At 55.3% G+C, this 16892-nt stretch carries 12 protein-coding genes and 1 pseudogene; 4 read left to right on the forward strand and 9 right to left on the reverse strand.

Features of this window, described 5'->3' with window-relative positions:
• The first annotated feature begins 43 nt into the window (after window positions 1–43).
• Window positions 44–1420 carry an alpha-amylase family glycosyl hydrolase gene (locus tag G7064_RS04130; RefSeq protein WP_205711172.1) on the forward strand — a complete coding sequence of 459 codons (1377 nt, stop codon included), beginning with the start codon at window positions 44–46 and terminating at the stop codon, window positions 1418–1420.
• Window positions 1421–1437: 17 nt separating this feature from the next.
• On the opposite strand, the gene G7064_RS04135 is transcribed toward G7064_RS04130, so the two are convergent.
• Window positions 1438–3021 (reverse strand): N-acyl-D-amino-acid deacylase family protein, encoded by a 1584-nt coding sequence (locus tag G7064_RS04135; protein WP_166072570.1) that lies wholly within the window; start codon window positions 3019–3021, stop codon window positions 1438–1440.
• Between the two features lie 200 nt (window positions 3022–3221).
• Between G7064_RS04135 and G7064_RS04140 the strand changes: the two genes are divergently transcribed.
• The 3 genes from G7064_RS04140 (at window position 3222) to G7064_RS04150 (ending at window position 8264) form a co-directional block, all read left to right on the forward strand.
• Window positions 3222–6452: a VPS10 domain-containing protein gene (locus G7064_RS04140; RefSeq protein ID WP_240935722.1), complete on the forward strand. Its 3231-nt coding sequence runs from the start codon at window positions 3222–3224 to the stop codon at window positions 6450–6452.
• Between the two features lie 344 nt (window positions 6453–6796).
• On the forward strand, window positions 6797–7246 hold the full coding sequence (locus G7064_RS04145; RefSeq protein WP_240935725.1) for a DUF983 domain-containing protein: 450 nt from the start codon (window positions 6797–6799) through the stop codon (window positions 7244–7246).
• Window positions 7247–7397: 151 nt separating this feature from the next.
• Entirely contained in the window at window positions 7398–8264 is an 867-nt protein-coding gene (locus G7064_RS04150) for an AraC family transcriptional regulator (protein ID WP_166072571.1), read from the forward strand.
• A gap of 83 nt (window positions 8265–8347) precedes the next feature.
• Here G7064_RS04150 and G7064_RS04155 read toward each other — a convergent pair whose 3' ends face one another.
• The 8 genes and pseudogenes from G7064_RS04155 to G7064_RS04190 all read right to left on the reverse strand — a co-directional run bounded on the left by G7064_RS04155 (window position 8348) and on the right by G7064_RS04190 (window position 16791).
• Window positions 8348–9322, reverse strand: a complete 975-nt coding sequence (locus G7064_RS04155; protein WP_166072572.1) for an ADP-ribosylglycohydrolase family protein — start codon at window positions 9320–9322, stop codon at window positions 8348–8350.
• A 72-nt stretch (window positions 9323–9394) separates the two neighbouring features.
• Window positions 9395–9736, reverse strand: a complete 342-nt coding sequence (locus G7064_RS04160) for a hypothetical protein (protein WP_166072573.1) — start codon at window positions 9734–9736, stop codon at window positions 9395–9397.
• A gap of 175 nt (window positions 9737–9911) precedes the next feature.
• The gene (locus G7064_RS04165) at window positions 9912–11456 is read right to left on the reverse strand and encodes an aldehyde dehydrogenase family protein (RefSeq protein WP_166072574.1); all 1545 of its coding nucleotides are present in this window, start codon (window positions 11454–11456) and stop codon (window positions 9912–9914) included.
• An 86-nt stretch (window positions 11457–11542) separates the two neighbouring features.
• On the reverse strand, window positions 11543–12895 hold the full coding sequence (locus tag G7064_RS04170; RefSeq protein ID WP_166072575.1) for a Gfo/Idh/MocA family oxidoreductase: 1353 nt from the start codon (window positions 12893–12895) through the stop codon (window positions 11543–11545).
• 41 nt (window positions 12896–12936) lie between these two features.
• Window positions 12937–13988, reverse strand: a pseudogene (gene fbp, locus G7064_RS04175) (class 1 fructose-bisphosphatase).
• 193 nt (window positions 13989–14181) lie between these two features.
• On the reverse strand, window positions 14182–14655 hold the full coding sequence (locus G7064_RS04180; RefSeq protein WP_240935726.1) for a nuclear transport factor 2 family protein: 474 nt from the start codon (window positions 14653–14655) through the stop codon (window positions 14182–14184).
• A 53-nt stretch (window positions 14656–14708) separates the two neighbouring features.
• Window positions 14709–16058, reverse strand: a complete 1350-nt coding sequence (locus tag G7064_RS04185) for an MFS transporter (protein ID WP_166072576.1) — start codon at window positions 16056–16058, stop codon at window positions 14709–14711.
• A 76-nt stretch (window positions 16059–16134) separates the two neighbouring features.
• Window positions 16135–16791 carry a bifunctional 4-hydroxy-2-oxoglutarate aldolase/2-dehydro-3-deoxy-phosphogluconate aldolase gene (locus G7064_RS04190; RefSeq protein WP_166072577.1) on the reverse strand — a complete coding sequence of 219 codons (657 nt, stop codon included), beginning with the start codon at window positions 16789–16791 and terminating at the stop codon, window positions 16135–16137.
• Window positions 16792–16892 lie beyond the last annotated feature (101 nt).

The following is a 16892-nucleotide window of genomic DNA, read 5'->3' on the forward strand; positions in this document are numbered from 1 at the left end:
ATTTGATTGGGTGAACTTGCAGCCGCTACAAGCCATGCATTAATTGGCTCCAAAAAAGCCCCCCATTGCTGCCGTGCCCGATTCTGCTGCTCATCCTCATGCTCATCTGTTCCAGGTTCGTCACCCGGAGTGGGCCGCTCAGGCAACTATCTACGAAGTAAACCTGCGTAATTATACTCTAGAGGGAACGTTTCGGGCGTTTGAGGCTCATTTGCCCCGGCTGGCAGCCATGGGCATAAGCATCGTATGGCTGATGCCGATTCATCCCATTGGCGAAGTGGAACGCAAGGGCAGCTTGGGCAGCCAGTACGCTGTGCGCGACTATTTTGGCGTCAACCCGGAGTTTGGTACTCTCGACGATTTGCGCCACCTAGTGCAAACGGCTCACGACTTGGGCCTGCGCGTGCTGCTCGATTGGGTAGCTAACCATACCAGCTGGGACAACCCGCTCGTAACCGAACACCCAGACTGGTACCAGCACGACGCCCAGGGCAATCTGGTGCCGCCCGTAGCCGATTGGACCGATGTTGTAGCCTTCGACTACACCCACCCAGAGCTGCGCCGCTACATGACGGATGCCCTGCTCTATTGGGTGCGCGAGGCCGACATTGATGGCTACCGCTGCGACGTGGCTGGCCTCGTACCGACTGATTTCTGGGATGAAGCCCGTGTAGAGCTGGATGCGGCGAAGCCCTTATTTATGCTGGCCGAATGGGACGAATTGTATCCCTCTGGGGGGCTTTCTTGGGAGGAATTCAACGGCGACACCAAGCTGCTAGAAAAGGCGTTCAACATGAGCTTCGGCCTCCGTTTGCACTACCTCCTTGACCATATTGCCGAAGGGAAGCAGCCGCTTCAAGCCATTGACGAGTATTTGGCCGCCGAGCGAGCCAAGTATCCGCCTTCGGTGTATCTGATGCACTTTATCAGCAACCACGACGTGAACAGTTGGGATGGCACCGAGTACGAGCGCCTAGGTCCGTTGGCGCTGCCCTTCGCCGTACTCACGGTGCTACTGCCAGGTATGCCGCTGCTCTATAGTGGTCAGGAAGCGGCGCTAGACCGGCGGCTGGCCTTCTTCGATAAAGACACGATTGACTGGCAGGACTTTCCACTACAGGATTTCTATACTCGCCTGTTGCAACTCAAGCTTCGGCACCCAGCCCTGCACAACGGCGACACTGCCAGTCACTTCCAGCGCCTCCCCAGCTCTGACGACCTCTACGGCTTTTGGCGCCACAAAGAAGGGCAAGCCGTCCTCTGCGTTATCAACCGTGCCGCTACTCCTCAGATGCTGCCGCTGCCTACTGAAGTAGCAGGCACCTGGACCGACATCTTCAACGACACTACACTTACCCTAGCGGCGAGCGAAGGATTACTTGTACCAGGCCACGGGTGGCGCGTAATACAGAAATCCTAGTCTAGTTCAGCGTAGGTCTATTGCTGCCGGCCAGGGCCATACAGAATTTGCCCCCCACGGGCTCCCGTATGGTGCCCATCGCGCAGGGTGAGGCGGCCATTGACCAGCACGTACTGCATGCCCACGGAGTATTGATGGGGTTTCTCGAAGGTAGAGCGGTCAGTTACAGTAGTAGGATCAAAGATCACAATATCGGCGACGAAGCCGGGCCGAAGCAAGCCTCTATCTGTAAAGCCGAAGGTTTGGGCGGGCAGGCTGGTCATGCGGCGGATGGCTTCTTCCAACGTCAAAACGTGCTTTTCGCGTACGTAATAGCCTAGCACACGGGCGTTGGAGCCGTAGCCGCGGGGATGCGGTACGCCCTGCTGCCACACCCGAATGCTGGCGTCGGACGCCACCATATTTTGCGGGTAGCGCATGATGTTTTGCACGTCCGTTTCGCTCATGCCATGAAACACCATGCCCGCATCATATTGCAGCACCAGGTCGAGGATGGTAGCGGCCTCGGCGCGGGCCTTGTGACGGCCGCCGCGCATGCGGTTGATTTCCTCAATGCTGCGGCCGTTGTAGCTAGTATCGGGCGGAAAGCTAGCCACTACAGCGTAGCTAAAGTGCTTGAGCTTGCGGCGGCGCAGCCGGTCTACCATACTAGCTTCCACGGCCTTGCGCACTGCGGGGCGGGCCAGCCGAACGCGCAGAGAGTCGCGGCCATCGGCCTGCACGTCGTCGGGGAGCAAAGTGCTTAGGGAAGTGGAGCTGGCAGTGTACGGGTACTGGTCGATGGTGACTTGCTGGCCAGCCTGGCGGGCGTCCTCAATTAGCGTGAGCAGGTCGGCAGTACGTCCCCAGTTTTGTTGACCACCCAGCTTCAGATGAGAAATTTGGACGGGCAGCCCGGCCTCGCGCCCGATGCGCAACGCTTCTTGGATAGAGAAGGTGACGCTGTCGGATTCGTTGCGCATGTGGGTAGCGTAGAGGCCCTGACGACGGCCCGCTACCCGCGCCAAGCGAACTAGCTCAGGCGTCCGTGAATAAGTGCCGGGAATGTAAATCAGCCCCGACGATAATCCCACCGCACCGGCCAGCATGGCGCTGTCTACCAAGCTTTCCATGCGCTGTAGCTCAGCTTCGGTGGGCGTGCGTTGCGCCCGGCCCATCACAGCCTTGCGCACGGTGCCGTGGCCAACCAACGATGCGACATTCACCGACAATCTTAGGCTGTCCAGCGTTTGAAAATAGCCCCCCAGTGGTAATCGCGAGGAGCCACAGTTGCCGGTTACCACGGTCGTTACGCCATCGTAGATAAAGTTATCGGCGGTGGGCTGGCGCACCTCGTCGTCTTCGATGTGGGTGTGCACATCAATGAAACCCGGCGCGACGGCTAGGCCTTTTGCATCCAGCACGGTATCGGCCGGGTAGTTGGCTGGAAGGCGGCCTACGGCTACGATGCGGCCCGCCCGGATGGCTACGTCGCCCAGAGTCCAGGTATTGCCGGTACCGTCGTAGAGGCGGCCATTGCGGATAAGAATATCAGCTTTCTGGATTTGGGCCGAGGTGATTTGAGCCAACAGCAGCAGGACAAACAACAGGATGTAGCGCATAGCGGCTAAGGTAGCACAGAGCCGGTTTTACTGCATCATTAGCAGCAACTCCATCAATAGATTTAGCCCCCCTAAGAAAGCTACTCGCTAGTTTAATATTTAACCCTCATTACCTTAGAGGCAGTTGACTTGCTAAGCCCTTTCACCGTGATTTTTGGGCGTCTGCTCTCGGCGTTTACTCCATGTTAATTTTCTTGCGCATGAAATTTCCGCTACCCCTGAATGCCGCTTTACTTGGCGTGCTGTTTAGTATGCTGCTGCTCCCAGCGGGGGCTGAAGCTCAGCAGCGCGCCAAGCGCAAAAAAGCCCCCCAAGGCACCGCTGCGGTTTTTGACACTACCCTGTACAACGGGCTGCGGTGGCGCTCCATTGGCCCCTACCGCGGCGGACGGGCTGGTACGGCGACGGGCGTGCCCGGCAACCCCAACTTATACTACATGGGCACGGCCGGGGGAGGCGTGTGGCGCACCACCGATGGCGGCGGCACTTGGGACAACATCTCCGACCGCTACTTTGGCGGGTCCATTGGAGCCGTGGCCGTCAGCGAGTCGGACCCGAACGTGCTCTACGCCGGCGAGGGCGAGCAAACCGTGCGGGGCAACGTGTCGTCGGGCTTTGGGGTGTGGAAGTCGCAGGACGCGGGCCAGACCTGGGTGAACGTCGGCCTCAAGGATTCGCGCCACATCGGCCGTATTCGCATTCACCCCAAAAACCCGGATCTGGTGTATGTAGCAGCCATGGGCGATTTGTACGCGCCCAGCGAAATGCGCGGCGTGTACCGCTCCAAAGATGGCGGCAAGAAGTGGGAGCGAGTGCTGTTTGCTAACAAAGACGCGGGCGCCGTCGACTTGATTCTAGACCCTGGGAACCCGCGTATTCTGTACGCCAGCACCTGGAACGTGCGGCGCACCCCCTACAGCTTCTCCTCGGGCGGGCCGGGCTCGGGCCTGTGGAAAAGCACCGATGGCGGCGACACCTGGCAGGATATTTCCCGCAGCGAAGGCTTGCCGGCGGGCACTTTAGGCATCATTGGCGTGGCAGTTTCGCCCGTGAACTCCAGTAGGGTGTGGGCTATGGTGGAGGCGGAAAAGGGTGGCTTATTCCGCTCCGACGATGGCGGCAAGAACTGGCAGAAGCTCTCAGACGACCGTAATCTGCGCCAGCGGGCCTGGTACTATACCCGCATTTATGCTGACCCCAAGGATGCGGACGTCATGTACGTGCTGAATGTATCGTACCACAAAAGCAAGGACGGGGGTCGCACCTTCCAGGCCAATGATGCTCCCCACGGCGACCACCACGATCTGTGGATTGCTCCCGAGAATCCCAACCGCATGGTGATGGCTGACGACGGTGGCGCCCAAGTGAGCACCGACGGCGGCCAGAACTGGACTACGTACCACAACCAGCCCACGGGGCAATTTTACCGCGTGGTTACCGACAATTCTTTTCCCTATCGCATTTACGGGGCTCAGCAAGACAACTCGACTGTGCGGATACCACACCGTACGGTGGGCCGCAGCATTGAGGAGCGCGACTGGGAGCCGACGGCGGGGGGCGAAAGCGCCCATATAGCAGTGGATCCGCGCAACCCCGACATCGTGTACGGGGGCAGCTACGACGGCTTTCTCTCCCGCGTAGACCATAACACCAAGCAGGAGCGCAATATTGACGTGTGGCCCGACAACCCCATGGGCCACGGCGCGGAGGGCATGAAGTATCGGTTTCAGTGGAATTTTCCCCTGCTGTTCTCCGCCCACGACCCCAAAAAGCTTTACGCGGGCTCCAACCATCTGCACGCCACGACCAACGAAGGCCAGTCTTGGGAAATACTCAGCCCCGACCTGACCCGCAACGATCCGAAAACCCTGGGGCCGTCGGGTGGACCCATTACCAAGGATAATACGGCCGTGGAGTACTACGGCACCATCTTCGCCATTGCGGAGTCGCCGGCCGAGCAAGGCGTTATCTGGACGGGCTCCGATGATGGGCTGCTGCATGTAACTCGTGACCAGGGCAAAACCTGGACAAAGGTGCAGCCCAAAGGCATGCCCGACTGGATTCAGATAAATAGCATCGACGCCCACCCCACTACGAAAGGGGCAGCCTACGTAGCGGCCACGATGTACAAGTCCGGTGACTTTCGGCCTTACCTGTACAAGACGACCGATTACGGCCAGACGTGGACAAAAATCACCACCGGCATCCCCGACACGCATTTTACCCGTGTGGTCCGCGCTGATCCTAAGCGCCCCGGCCTGCTCTACGCCGGCACCGAATACGGCATGTACGTGTCCTTTAATGACGGCAAGCAGTGGCAGCCGTTTCAGCTCAATCTACCGCCGGTTTCTATTACAGACCTCACAATTAAAAACGACAACCTAATTGCCGCAACGCAGGGCCGTGGGTTCTGGCTGCTCGACGACATCACGCCTCTACACCAGCTGAGCGCGCCGTTGGCCGCCAGCAAGTTTCATCTATACATGCCTACCGCGACCTATAAGATGGAGGGACGCGGCACGCCCACTATTCCGAAAACCGCAGGCCAGAATCATCCGGGTGGGGTCATGCTACACTATTACTTCGCCCAAAAGCAAGATTCAACCAGCAAGGTGAAACTTGAAATTCTGGATTCAAGGGGCAAGCTTATTCGCACGTTCGCCAACACCGATCGGGAGTTGGGGGGCAAAAATTTGACAAAGGCGGAGAAAGCCAAGGTAAAAAGGGAGCTGCTGCCTACTCGTAAGGGCCTGAACCGCTACGTATGGGATTTGAGCTACCCCGATGCCAGCCAATTCGAAGGTCTTATTCTGTGGGGTGGCGGCACCCAGGGCCCAAGAGCCGTGCCGGGAACCTACAAAGCCCGCCTGACACTTAACCAAGAGGCTCAGGAAACTACTTTCACTGTGCTGCCCGACCCACGCAGCAAAGCCACACCGGAGGACTTACAAGCGCAGTTTAGCTTCCTACAAGAGGTGCAGCAGAAGCTGACGGAAACCCACGATGCTATCCGTGATATCCGCACTATTCGCGGGCAGCTGAACACCATCACGGGCCCCTTGAAAGACCAGGCTAATGCTAAGGATATAGTCGATTCCGCAGCGGCCATTGACAAGAAAATGACCCAGATTGAAGAGACACTTTACCAGACCAAGAACAAAAGCGGTCAGGACCCCTTGAACTTTCCTATCCGCTTGAATAACAAACTAGCGGCCTTGGTCGGGCAGGCTAGCACCGGCGACTTTCGACCTACGGAGCAGGCCGTAGCATTTAAGAAGGAGGTAACGGAGCAGATTAATCAGCAGCTCAATCAGTTCAAAATGCTTAAGGAGCAGGATATCCCGGCACTGAACAAGCTCATTCGGGATAAAAGCGTGGATGCTATTACGCTGCCGCAGCCAGCCCCGCCGGCTTCGCCCAGCAGCATATAGGAAAATGTTCTAGGCAGGCCAAATGTGGCCTGCCTGCATGGCCAGGTCTCTAGGTATTGCAGTATTATCATAGGGAACGGCGTAATGGATAAGAATATCCGCCTTCGGGTTTTAAGTCAAAGTAGCTAGGGCAAGGAGGAGCACGGAAAATAGCAGGTAGCGAGTACTCCCAACATCAAAGTGCCTCCTTTTGGAAAGGGAGGCACTTTGATGTTGGGAGATTCTCTAAAAAGGCAGGGTAAGCAGATCGTTGATTTGTGCGGTAAATCCCCGAGTTTGTGTCTTACTTGGCTAGTGTACCATAGTTAACTTTGTGCTATCAAATTATTCATAATCACATTATTATGAAACCTATTGATTCTTCGACCTTAGCCCTCTTGGATTTGCGCTGCCCCCGGTGCCATCAGGGTAAGTTGTTTTCATATCCTGCCTATAAGCTTACCAAGTACGCGGTAATGCCCGAGCGATGCGCCGTGTGCGAGGTAGCCTACGAACCCGAGCCTGGCTTCTACTGGGGGGCAATGTTTGTGAGCTACGCTTTTTCGGTAGCGTGTTTTGCCCTAGGCGGCGTAGCAACCTACTACCTGTTCAATGATCCGGCGGTGTGGGTGTACGTGCTGATGGTCACTGGTTTCGTTTTGGTCACGGCCCCGATTACATTGCGCTATTCCCGGGCTATTATGCTCTATCTGTTCGGCTTCATTCCCTACGATCCGAAATACAATGACGGCCGGCCACTAGATTCTGGCCCGCAGCCTAGCCCACGAAAAAGTCCCCTAAAAGCCGTAGCTTAACTTTTCTACGCTGCTGGCCCGTACAGGCTGGCAGCTTTTTATGATGGCTTTAGGCAAAAAAGAGTCGTAGGTGGAGGCGGCACGCAGAAGTGAACGTTGCGTAGCTTGCACGGACAAGTCAGGGCCTGGATAGCGGCGCTGGCCCGCTCCTATGAAATCTCCGTCGCTGCCTGTTTTGGCTCTTGCTGCGTTTCCGTCGCATCACCAGCACCTCTATTACATTCAGCAGCTAGAGGTGCACGTAGCGCAGTTTCCGCATGTACAAGAGCCGCATGCTCACGACTTTTACTTGCTACTCTACGTTACGCACGGCCACGGCACGCATACCATCGACCTGATTACCTACGACTTGCAACCGGGCAGCCTATTCTTCCTGACACCGGGGCAGGTCCACTCGTGGTCATTGTCGGCTGATACGCGCGGGTTCATTCTGTTTTTCAGCGAGGCATTTTATCTTCAGCAATACCCGGCTGGCAGACTGGCGGAGTACCCTTTTTTTAACCTCAGCAATGCTCCGGTCATTTCCGCAATGCCCTCCGAAAACAAGTTGCTACCGTTGTTAGGGGGCATTTTTGAGGAGAATAATATAACTCATCCCGCCCCCAATCGTGACAACGTCGTAGGAGCTTATCTTTTCCTGTATCTGGAACTCGCGGCTCGTTGGTATCCGCACGAACCCGCTCTTCAACCTGCTTATGGTCAGCAGCATATACGGGAGTTTGGGCGGCTGCTTAGTCAGCATTTCCGCACCGAAAAAACGGTAGGCTACTATGCTGAGCGACTATCCCTAACGGGCAACCATCTAAATGCTATCTGTCGGCGCTTGCTCAACAAAACGGCCAGTGCCCTGATTCATGAACGAGTAGTGGCCGAGGCCAAGCGTCAACTAAAGCACTCCGCGCATTCTGTTGCGCAAGTGGCCGACGCGCTAGGTTTTGAAGACGCCTCCTACTTTACTCGTTACTTTAAAAAGTACACAGGTCAAACGCCCGAAGCCTTTCGGCATGAGTCGCAATGACCAATTCATATTACTTTCGACGGCGGCCGCGCTACACATCTTTTTGCGCAGGAGGAGTACCCACCTCCTAATCAGTTACTGGCTTACCTTTTTTGTACTAATGTACATGCATGAGCTAACTGATCAGCCAACATGATAATGTCTGCTCGGCGCACTAGCGTATCCTGCCATTCCACAGGAATATTATCAATACCATGATTTAGCCCAGCCAGTCCACCCGTAACTGCGCCAGTCGTGTCATTATCGTCACCCAGGTTTACCGCTGCCAATACCGTATCAGCGTACCATTCGCCGCGCAATAGGCACCAGAGCGCCGCTTCTAATGTATGAACCACATAGCCTGTTGACTGAATAAGCTGTTGCGGAATAAGGATTAAATGCTCGTCCAGTACCGTTGCAAAATGCTCTATTTCTTTTGCGAGTACTGGTATCAGCATGATGGGGATTTCGCGCCGTAATCGTGCATGTGCTTGCACCGGATTTAGCCCTTGCAACAGGCCCCAGGCTACTTCTAAGTAAAGATAACAAGCAAGTGTAGAGCGGGTGTGGCCGTGCGTGATACTACAAACACGGTGGGTTAGTCGCTGCCGATCTGCGGAGGTGGCAGCCTGCCACAACGGATGAAAAACCAGGGGCAGAATGCGCATTAAGGCGCCGTTACCGTTGTCATACTCCTTTTTGCCCCCCGCCTGCTCAGGTTCAATGCCAGCGCGCAATTGCCCAATAGCGGCACGCGTGGCTACACCAACATCAAACGCTCGACCATGTGGAGTCCAGTACCCGCTATCCAACCAGTTAATAAAACGCCGACTTAAATCCTGCATGTCAATAGCATCGGCTTTGCATCGGCTTATCGATTCAGCGAGGCAAAAGGTAAGGGAAGCGTCATCGGACCAAGTACCAGGAGGTTGATTGTGGGTACCGTAGCCGCGCATAGTTACTACCGGATCTAAACGCCGGCGCGCCCTGCTTTCAAACTCAACGGGCACTCCCAACGCGTCCCCGACGGCTAATCCCAGTAAGGCGCTTTGATAAGGATTACAATTAGGAGTATTCATTTGAGGGAGGCGACAACAAAAGTAAGAGCCTTAAATGGTCAGTGCTTCAACTGCAGATGTATTACAACTTTGTTACTTCGAGTAAGACTCAACGACTTCAATAAGGCCCACAATGTTATCATTGAATGCCTCGAGATCTTCGGCAGGTACCCATAATTCATTATGAATTGGGTCACCTACATTCTCTATTGTGTATTTCTTCAAATACGCACTATTGACATCAAATTTGGTTACATAACCATTACCATAAGCAGGGACATTCCAATCGACGGTAATCTGCCTCGCATATTCCAGGTTAGTAACAGGATAGAAAATAGGCTGCTCCGGTAATCTAGGTGGAAAGCGTGCCCAGCCCAGTTTTTCAATTAGATCTAGTTCTTTTTTACTGGCAGGTCTAAATAGAGTGGTTGTCATTCGTAGCAAAATATGTATTGGTTGGACTCAAGTCCTTGAAGTAGCTATTATCTACCAATGATACTCCTTAGAAAGGAATTCTCTGTAAAAGAAGAGCCTCAAGGAATGACGATGAATATCATTCCTTGAGGCTCTTCTTTTATTCAATTACGGGTCAAAAAATGCTATAATGCATCTAAATCTTCTCCGGTAGCAGGGTGGCCTCTTCGTAATTTCCCAATACCGGCTGCCCGAGGTTGCCTACTGTCACGGCTTCAACCAACAATTTGCCCCCCACGAAGGCTCCCTTCCAAGATTCGCCCAAGCCACCGAATACTTCTTCCCGGTCGCCGCGGGAGCGCAGCTTGTTGAGGCCCACTTTAAAGGCGCGCACTTCCTTGGCCGTGCGGCGGGCCAGCTTCTCATCGTCGGAGGCAATGGCGGCCACCAGCGCGCCGTTGCTGATGTTCATCTCGCCGACCAGTTCCTCTACCCTATCTACCAGCACGATGCTGTCGATTGGGCCGAACGGCTCTTTGAAGTAAAGCTCGCTTTGGCGGGGCAGGTTGACGAGCGCGCGGGGCGCGACATAGGCCGAGCGGTCTTGGCCGGGCAGGAACAGGTTATCGTCGAGCCGGCCTTCGTAGATGGGCGTAGCGCCGGTCTGGAGGGCATTCTTATACAGTCGATCCAGATCCTGGGCCTGCTGAGCGTGAATTACCGGGCCAAAGGCTAGATCAGGCAGTTTGTTGTCGGCGTTATCGACCAAGGTTGGATTGCCCACTTTCAGGCTGCGGATGGCGCTCTGGTAGGTTTCGAGGAATTGCGGAAACAGGCGGCGCTCCACCACGAAACGCACGTAGGCCGTGCAGCGCTGCTTGCCGTAATCGTAGCCTTTTTTGAGCTGATCGGCCATGCTGTTCCAATCGCTATAATCCCAGATGCCGTAGGTATTCACGCCTTCCATCTCCAGCATGTAGCGCTTGTGGTGGGCGCTCAGGGCGTCGGCAATGTTGCGCCCGTTGTAGCGGCCACCCACGAAGCTGAGGCAGTCGATAGCATCGTGCTTCACGAGTACGTCGCTCAATTCGCCCCCCGGACCACTCACCAGCGTAACCGGTAAGCCGCAGCGGCGGGCAATGGCGAAAGTGAGGCTCAGGGAGATAAAACCACCATCAGTCGGCGTCTTGGCAATCACAGAGTTGCCGCAAAGCACCTGCACCAGCACCGCGTGTAGCAGCACCGACATGGGGTAGTTCCAAGAGGCAATGTTGCTCACCAAACCCAACGGCTTGCGCTGGCCCAGCATCTCCTCAATATTATCAACGTACCACTGTACGCCCTCAATGGCCCGGTCGATGTCAGTGAAGCCCAGCTTATAGGTTTTGCCAATCTCCCAGATGAGCAGCTTGCCCACCAGATCTACCTGGTCGCGGAGCTGATTGAGACAATCTTGCACCCGGCTTTTACGCTCGTCGAGGTCGGTGGCGGCCCAAGCGGCAGCTTCCTGCTTGGCGAAGATGACGGCCCGCAGCCCGGTGTCGTGGTCGAGCATGGGCAGGGAGCCCAGGTCGGTGCCGTCCACAGGCGACGTGAATTTGCGGGGCTTGCCTGGCTCCTGCCAGCGGCCTTCCATCAGGTTCAGAAACTGACCATCCGGGGTCAGGATTTCGGGAGTGACGCTTTTAACCTGGCTCAGCAAGTGGCTGAACTCGACCTGGGGGGCAATTATTTTGGGCATAGTGCAGAAAAGAGCCGGTTGTGAGGTTGGAGTCAACGCAGCTCTCGAGGGAAAGAGTAGAGGTTTAGGTTAGAACAGTAAAGCGGCTACGCTTTGACAGCCACAGGCTTCAGATTGGTAAGGTCGGCAATACGAATGGCTTGGCCGCTGGCTATACTTTTACGAGCTGCCACCCCTACCAGAATAGCCATAGCGCCATCGCGGCTGCCGGCGGCTTGGCGGTAGGTGTCGGGGGCTTCGGGGTGGCGGAAAATCTGGGCCCGCAGCAGTTTGTCGCCGCCGCCGTGCCCTTCGGCCTGAGGCACTTGGAAGTACTCCACCTTCCCGAAGTTTCGAGAAAGCATAATCTCGTCGTAGGGCTCCTTTTTCATGGCACCCGACTCTTTTATCCAGGCGTCGATGCGGCCTTTGGTGCCGTTGAAAGCAATGCGGTAGCCCTCGTAAGGCGAGTAAGCGGTAAGCGAATAGCTAACCTGCACCCCGTTGGCATAGCCGATGGTGGCAGCCATCTTATCATAGATGTTTACGTCTTCCTTGTACACACAACCGTCGCGGTGGTAGCCGTCGTATTGCTCGTTGGCGGCGTACAGAGCCATCAAGCGGGCATCCTTGGTCATGTCCCAGTAGTAGGGGCACTTGTCTTTGTGCGGACAGGGACGACAGTTGGTGAAACGGAAGGGGCCATTTTTGCCGTAGTTTTCTAAGGCGCCTTTCGCGTACACGGTTTCGGGCTCCGACTCCAGCCACCAGTTCAGCAAGTCGAAATGGTGACTGGCTTTGTGCACCCACAGCGAGCCGCTTTTCTCGGTGAGGCGGTGCCAGCGACGGAAGTAGTCGGCGCCGTGGCGGTTGTCGAGGTACCAGTGAAAATCGACGGATGTTACCGTGCCAATTTCGCCCTGCCGGATGAGGTCGTACATCTTCTGCCGGTGCGGCGAGTAGCGGTAGTTGAAGGTAACAGTCACCTTTTTGCCCGTCCGCTTTTCCGCGTCCAGAATAGCCTGGCACTTCGTCTCGTCCGTGGTCATGGGCTTCTCCGACACAATGTTGGCGCCCATTTCCATCCCCTTGATAATGAACTCATCGTGGGTATTATCCACGGTAGTCACGATTAGGATTTCGGGCTTGGTTTTGCGCATCATCTGCTCGAAATCGGTGAAGGTGGGGCAGTTTACGCCCATCATCTTCTTCGCCGTTTCGAGGCGGCCTTTGTTCGAGTCGCACAGGCCAACGAACTCAATCACATCTCCATGCTCGGCCAGCAAATCCTTGCCGTACATGTCGGTACCACGATGACCGGTGCCCACCATGGCCACGCGGCGCTTGGCCTTCGGCGCGCCCAATACAGTGAGCGGCAGCGGCGTGAGCAGGCCCGCCGTGGCTAGCATCGACTTTTGTAAAAATTCCCGGCGGGAAGCGTCGCTCGTATTCGCATTCATTGAAAGAAGTACCAGAAGTTGAAGGGAGAGAATGTTAATTCTCAAACACTATGCAGATCGGATGCAGCCTCGTAGGCCGGGGCTGTAACGGGCTCCACGTTGCCCGCTATTAGTTCGGCCACTAACTCGGGCGAGCCAATAAAGAGCGGGGAGCGTTGATGATAATCGGTGGGCTCGAGGTCGAGAATTGCTTGTTTTCCGCACGAAGCTAAGCCGCCGGCTTGCTCAATGATGAAAGCCAGCGGATAGCCTTCGTAGAGCAGGCGTAGCTTGCCTTGGGGGCTTTTTTGTTGGGTGGGTACAAATAAATGCCCCCCGTAAACAGATTGCGGTGGTAGTCGGCGACCAGGGAGCCCACGTAGCGCCCCGACATTGTGCGGCGCTTGCAGCTCAGCAGGAACTTGCGCACGTACTCGGGGTACTCAAACCAGTAGCCTTCGTTGCAGGAGAATACGGGGCCGCTAGCGGGGATGCGGATATTGGGATGGGAGAGGAAAAACTCACCCAGCGACGGCTCATACGTGAAGCCCGCCACCCCGTGCCCGGTGGTGTATACGAGCATGGTACTGGAGCCGTACAGAATGTAGCCCGCCGCCACCTGCTTGCGCCCACCCTGCAAAAAATCGGCGCGCGTGGCCTCGGTTCCTATCGGTGATACGCGCCGATAAATGCTGAACAGCGTGCCAATACTAATATTCACATCGATGTTCGACGAGCCATCCAGCGGGTCAATGGCTACCACATAGCGGCCTTCGGGGTTGCCGGTTTGAATAATATCTTCGTTCTCCTCTGATAGTACTGCGCAGGCTTCCTTCCCATTAGTGAGGGCCCGAATAAAGCGGATATTCGCCTCTACATCCAGTTTTTGCTGCTGCTCCCCCTGTACATTTTGCCCCCCAAACGTCCCGACAATACTGGTAAGGCCCGCGCGGTTTACCTCTCGGTTCACGATTTTGCCCGCTAAGGCAATATCACGCAGCAGCTGCGACAGCTCGCCGGTTGCAAAAGCAAACTCGGACTGATTGCGCATGATATAACGATCGAGCGTGGTGCCAACAGGCTGGGCTAGGTTGTTTTCGTGAGCGGGATTCATAGGAGTAGGATGAATGGGGAGCAGAGAATTCGTTACAAGGCCAGAAGATGTAAGGCAGGAAGCAGCATCTCCCGACTCAGAAGAAGCTACCTTGTCTTGCAGGGATTATGGAAAGACACATCATTATGTGTCTTTTTTGTGCGCAGTTGGGGTATGGCGCAACGACCCGATATATTCTTGTTATGCTTGTGGCTTAGCTTTTTACCTCCGGCTGCTTTTGCGATTGCCAGAGCACTACCTGCCATCCTTTTTTAGGGTCTTTCACCTGCACAACCACGTATTTGATGTGAGCGATATTGAGCTGGCCATCAGGTTTGGGCGGCGAGGTAATTGTAATAATGCCGTTCACCACAGCCGTTAGCCCGTCGTTATAGGCACGCACGTTCACCGCTTCCACATCGATCTTATCATACACGCTTTTGCCATCGCGAATGCTCTGGATGTAGCTGGTTTTATTATCCTGCTTACCGTTGGAATGCGTGTAGATCAAATCATCGCCGAAGTACTTATCGAGCAGCGCGTAATCCTTCTTCACTTGGGCCGCAAAGCGCTGACGCTCTAGTGCTTCTACCTCTTTCGCGGCATCCATGTTTTTTTTGTTTTGGGCGAAGCTGAGCACCGGCAGCACCAATAACAGGAGCGCCAGCAGCAGAAAATGTTTTTGCATAACAGGGAGAGTTAGAATGCGAAAGGACCGCGCAGCAGCGTGAGGCGAGCTACTTAGTCGAGGGAAATTTGCTTCATGCGCGGCGCTAGGAAGTGCATAAGCACCCAAGCCAGCAGATAGGCGCCACCGCAAATCAGGAACATAATGAAGTAGGCCTTGTCCAGCTGATTGATACTCTCGTAGTACACGAACATTTGCTTCTGCACCAACGCCGTCAGCAAAATGCCCCCCAGACCACCCGCCATGCCGCCGATGCCCGTAACCGAAGCCACGGCCCGCTTGGGGAACATATCCGATACAGTAGTGAAGATATTAGCGCTCCAGGCCTGATGCGCCGCCGCGGCAATCCCGATTACCAATACCGCCAGCCACATATCAATTCGCCCGAGGTACTGGGCAAATACAATCGGGAATACGCACAGCGCGATAAGCAGCATGGAGGTTTTGCGGGCTTTAAAAGCGGGCATTCCGTGCTTGATAAAGTTCAGCGGAATCCAGCCGCCACCCACGCTACCGATGCTCGACAGCACATACACCGCCGCCACAGGCAAGGCCACATCGGTGCCTTTCAAACCGTACTGCTTGTTCAGAAAATCGGGCAACCAGAAGAGGTAAAACCACCACACCGGATCAGTCAGGAACTTGCCCAGCACGAAGGCCCAGGTTTGACGGAAAGTCAACAGCTTAAACCAGGAAACCTTGGGTTGGGTCGTAATTGAGGCCGCCGCCATATCGTCCACGTCGCTGTGGATATAGTCGAATTCAGCTTTGGTCAGGCGGGCTTGCTTAGCAGGTACCTCGTAGTAGATGAACCATAAGGCAAGCCAAACAAAACCGAAAGCGCCAGTGATAATGAAAGCCCATTTCCAGCCGATTGTCTCGGCGATGAGCGGCACGGTGAGCGGGGCAATGATAGCGCCCACGTTGGAGCCCGAGTTGAATATACCGGTTGCCAATGCCCGTTCTTTTTGTGGAAACCATTCGGCCGTCGTCTTGATGGCGGCGGGGAAGTTGCCAGCCTCGGTTACGCCCAGGAAAGCCCGCGCCACGCTAAAGCCTATCGTACTGCTGACAAAGGCATGGCCAATAGCGGCTAAGCTCCACAAAAAAGTAGATAACGCGTAGCCAATCTTGGTGCCTAGCGCATCAATGATGCGACCCGCCCCCAGCATACCCAGCGAGTAAGCTACTTTGAAGGCAATTTCGATGTTGGCATAGTCACCCGAATTCCAATTAAACTCCGTCTCCAGATAAGGCTTCAACAGCGAAATAACGGCCCGGTCGAGGTAGTTGACCGTAGTGGCGAAAAACACCAGCGCGCAGATGGTCCACCGATACTTGCTCATCTTCTCAGAGGCAGTATGCAGAGTGCCGGGCGGCGATTGAGTGGGAGAAGGTATCATCGATTGTGGGAATAAAAGTCAGAGCAGTATTCGTAAGCAAAACGACGACGCGAACGACGCGCCACCCGGGGCAACTCTACTTTTTCAAGGTATCTACAAACTTTAGCAAGTCGGCAATTTGACGGCTTAACGCTTCGGTATCATCGGCATTTTTAAAGAGCTGCGAACCCATCCCAACAACGTTTACGCCGGCGCCAAACCACTCCTGCAAGCTTTCCGTTGTGGGCTCCACGCCGCCAGTCACCATTATCTTCACCGTCGGCATGGGCCCGCGCAAGCTCTTGATATAGCCCGGCCCGACCACGTTGCCCGGAAACACCTTCACGAGCTTCGCGCCCAGCTGGGTAGCGTTATAGATTTCATTCAAGGTCATGGCGCCGGGCAGCCAGGGCACATCGTGCTGCTGGCACACCGCCGCTACGGATTCCGTCGTGACGGGCTGCACCACAAAATCAGCGCCGGCGGCAATGAAGCGCTCCGCTTCTTCGGCTTGATAAATAGTGCCGATTCCCAGCAACATATCGGGGCAGATGTCGCGCACAAAAGTCACCAGCTCAGCAAAAACCTGGGGGGCTTTTTCACCGCGGTTGGTAAACTCAAATACCCGCAGTCCACCGTCGTAGCAAGCCTGCATAATACGCTTCGCGTAGTCAGCTTCAGCGTGGTAAAAAACCGGCACGATGGGATGGCGCAGAACGGTTTCGAGAATATGGTCAGCGGAAAAACGAGGCATCGAGATAAATCGAGATAAGCTGTAACGTGAACCGAAGAATGACGCAGTCAAGCTTCAGCTCCGTGAATTGTGGAATGATGAGCGTTGGGGGGCTTTTTTGA

The sequence above is a fragment of the Hymenobacter sp. HDW8 genome, from assembly GCF_011305775.1.
Classification (GTDB): domain Bacteria; phylum Bacteroidota; class Bacteroidia; order Cytophagales; family Hymenobacteraceae; genus Hymenobacter; species Hymenobacter radiodurans.

Bases quoted from the DNA above. Each gene is read 5' to 3' on its own strand.
- G7064_RS04135 (WP_166072570.1), bottom strand. From the start codon at position 3,021: ATGCGCTACATCCTGTTGTTTGTCCTGCTGCTGTTGGCTCAAATCACC.
- G7064_RS04185 (WP_166072576.1), bottom strand. From the start codon at position 16,058: ATGATACCTTCTCCCACTCAATCGCCGCCCGGCACTCTGCATACTGCC.
- G7064_RS04140 (WP_240935722.1), top strand. From the start codon at position 3,222: ATGAAATTTCCGCTACCCCTGAATGCCGCTTTACTTGGCGTGCTGTTT.
- G7064_RS04170 (WP_166072575.1), bottom strand. From the start codon at position 12,895: ATGAATGCGAATACGAGCGACGCTTCCCGCCGGGAATTTTTACAAAAG.
- G7064_RS04155 (WP_166072572.1), bottom strand. From the start codon at position 9,322: ATGAATACTCCTAATTGTAATCCTTATCAAAGCGCCTTACTGGGATTA.
- G7064_RS04190 (WP_166072577.1), bottom strand. From the start codon at position 16,791: ATGCCTCGTTTTTCCGCTGACCATATTCTCGAAACCGTTCTGCGCCAT.
- G7064_RS04145 (WP_240935725.1), top strand. From the start codon at position 6,797: ATGAAACCTATTGATTCTTCGACCTTAGCCCTCTTGGATTTGCGCTGC.
- G7064_RS04180 (WP_240935726.1), bottom strand. From the start codon at position 14,655: ATGCAAAAACATTTTCTGCTGCTGGCGCTCCTGTTATTGGTGCTGCCG.
- G7064_RS04165 (WP_166072574.1), bottom strand. From the start codon at position 11,456: ATGCCCAAAATAATTGCCCCCCAGGTCGAGTTCAGCCACTTGCTGAGC.
- G7064_RS04160 (WP_166072573.1), bottom strand. From the start codon at position 9,736: ATGACAACCACTCTATTTAGACCTGCCAGTAAAAAAGAACTAGATCTA.
- G7064_RS04150 (WP_166072571.1), top strand. From the start codon at position 7,398: ATGAAATCTCCGTCGCTGCCTGTTTTGGCTCTTGCTGCGTTTCCGTCG.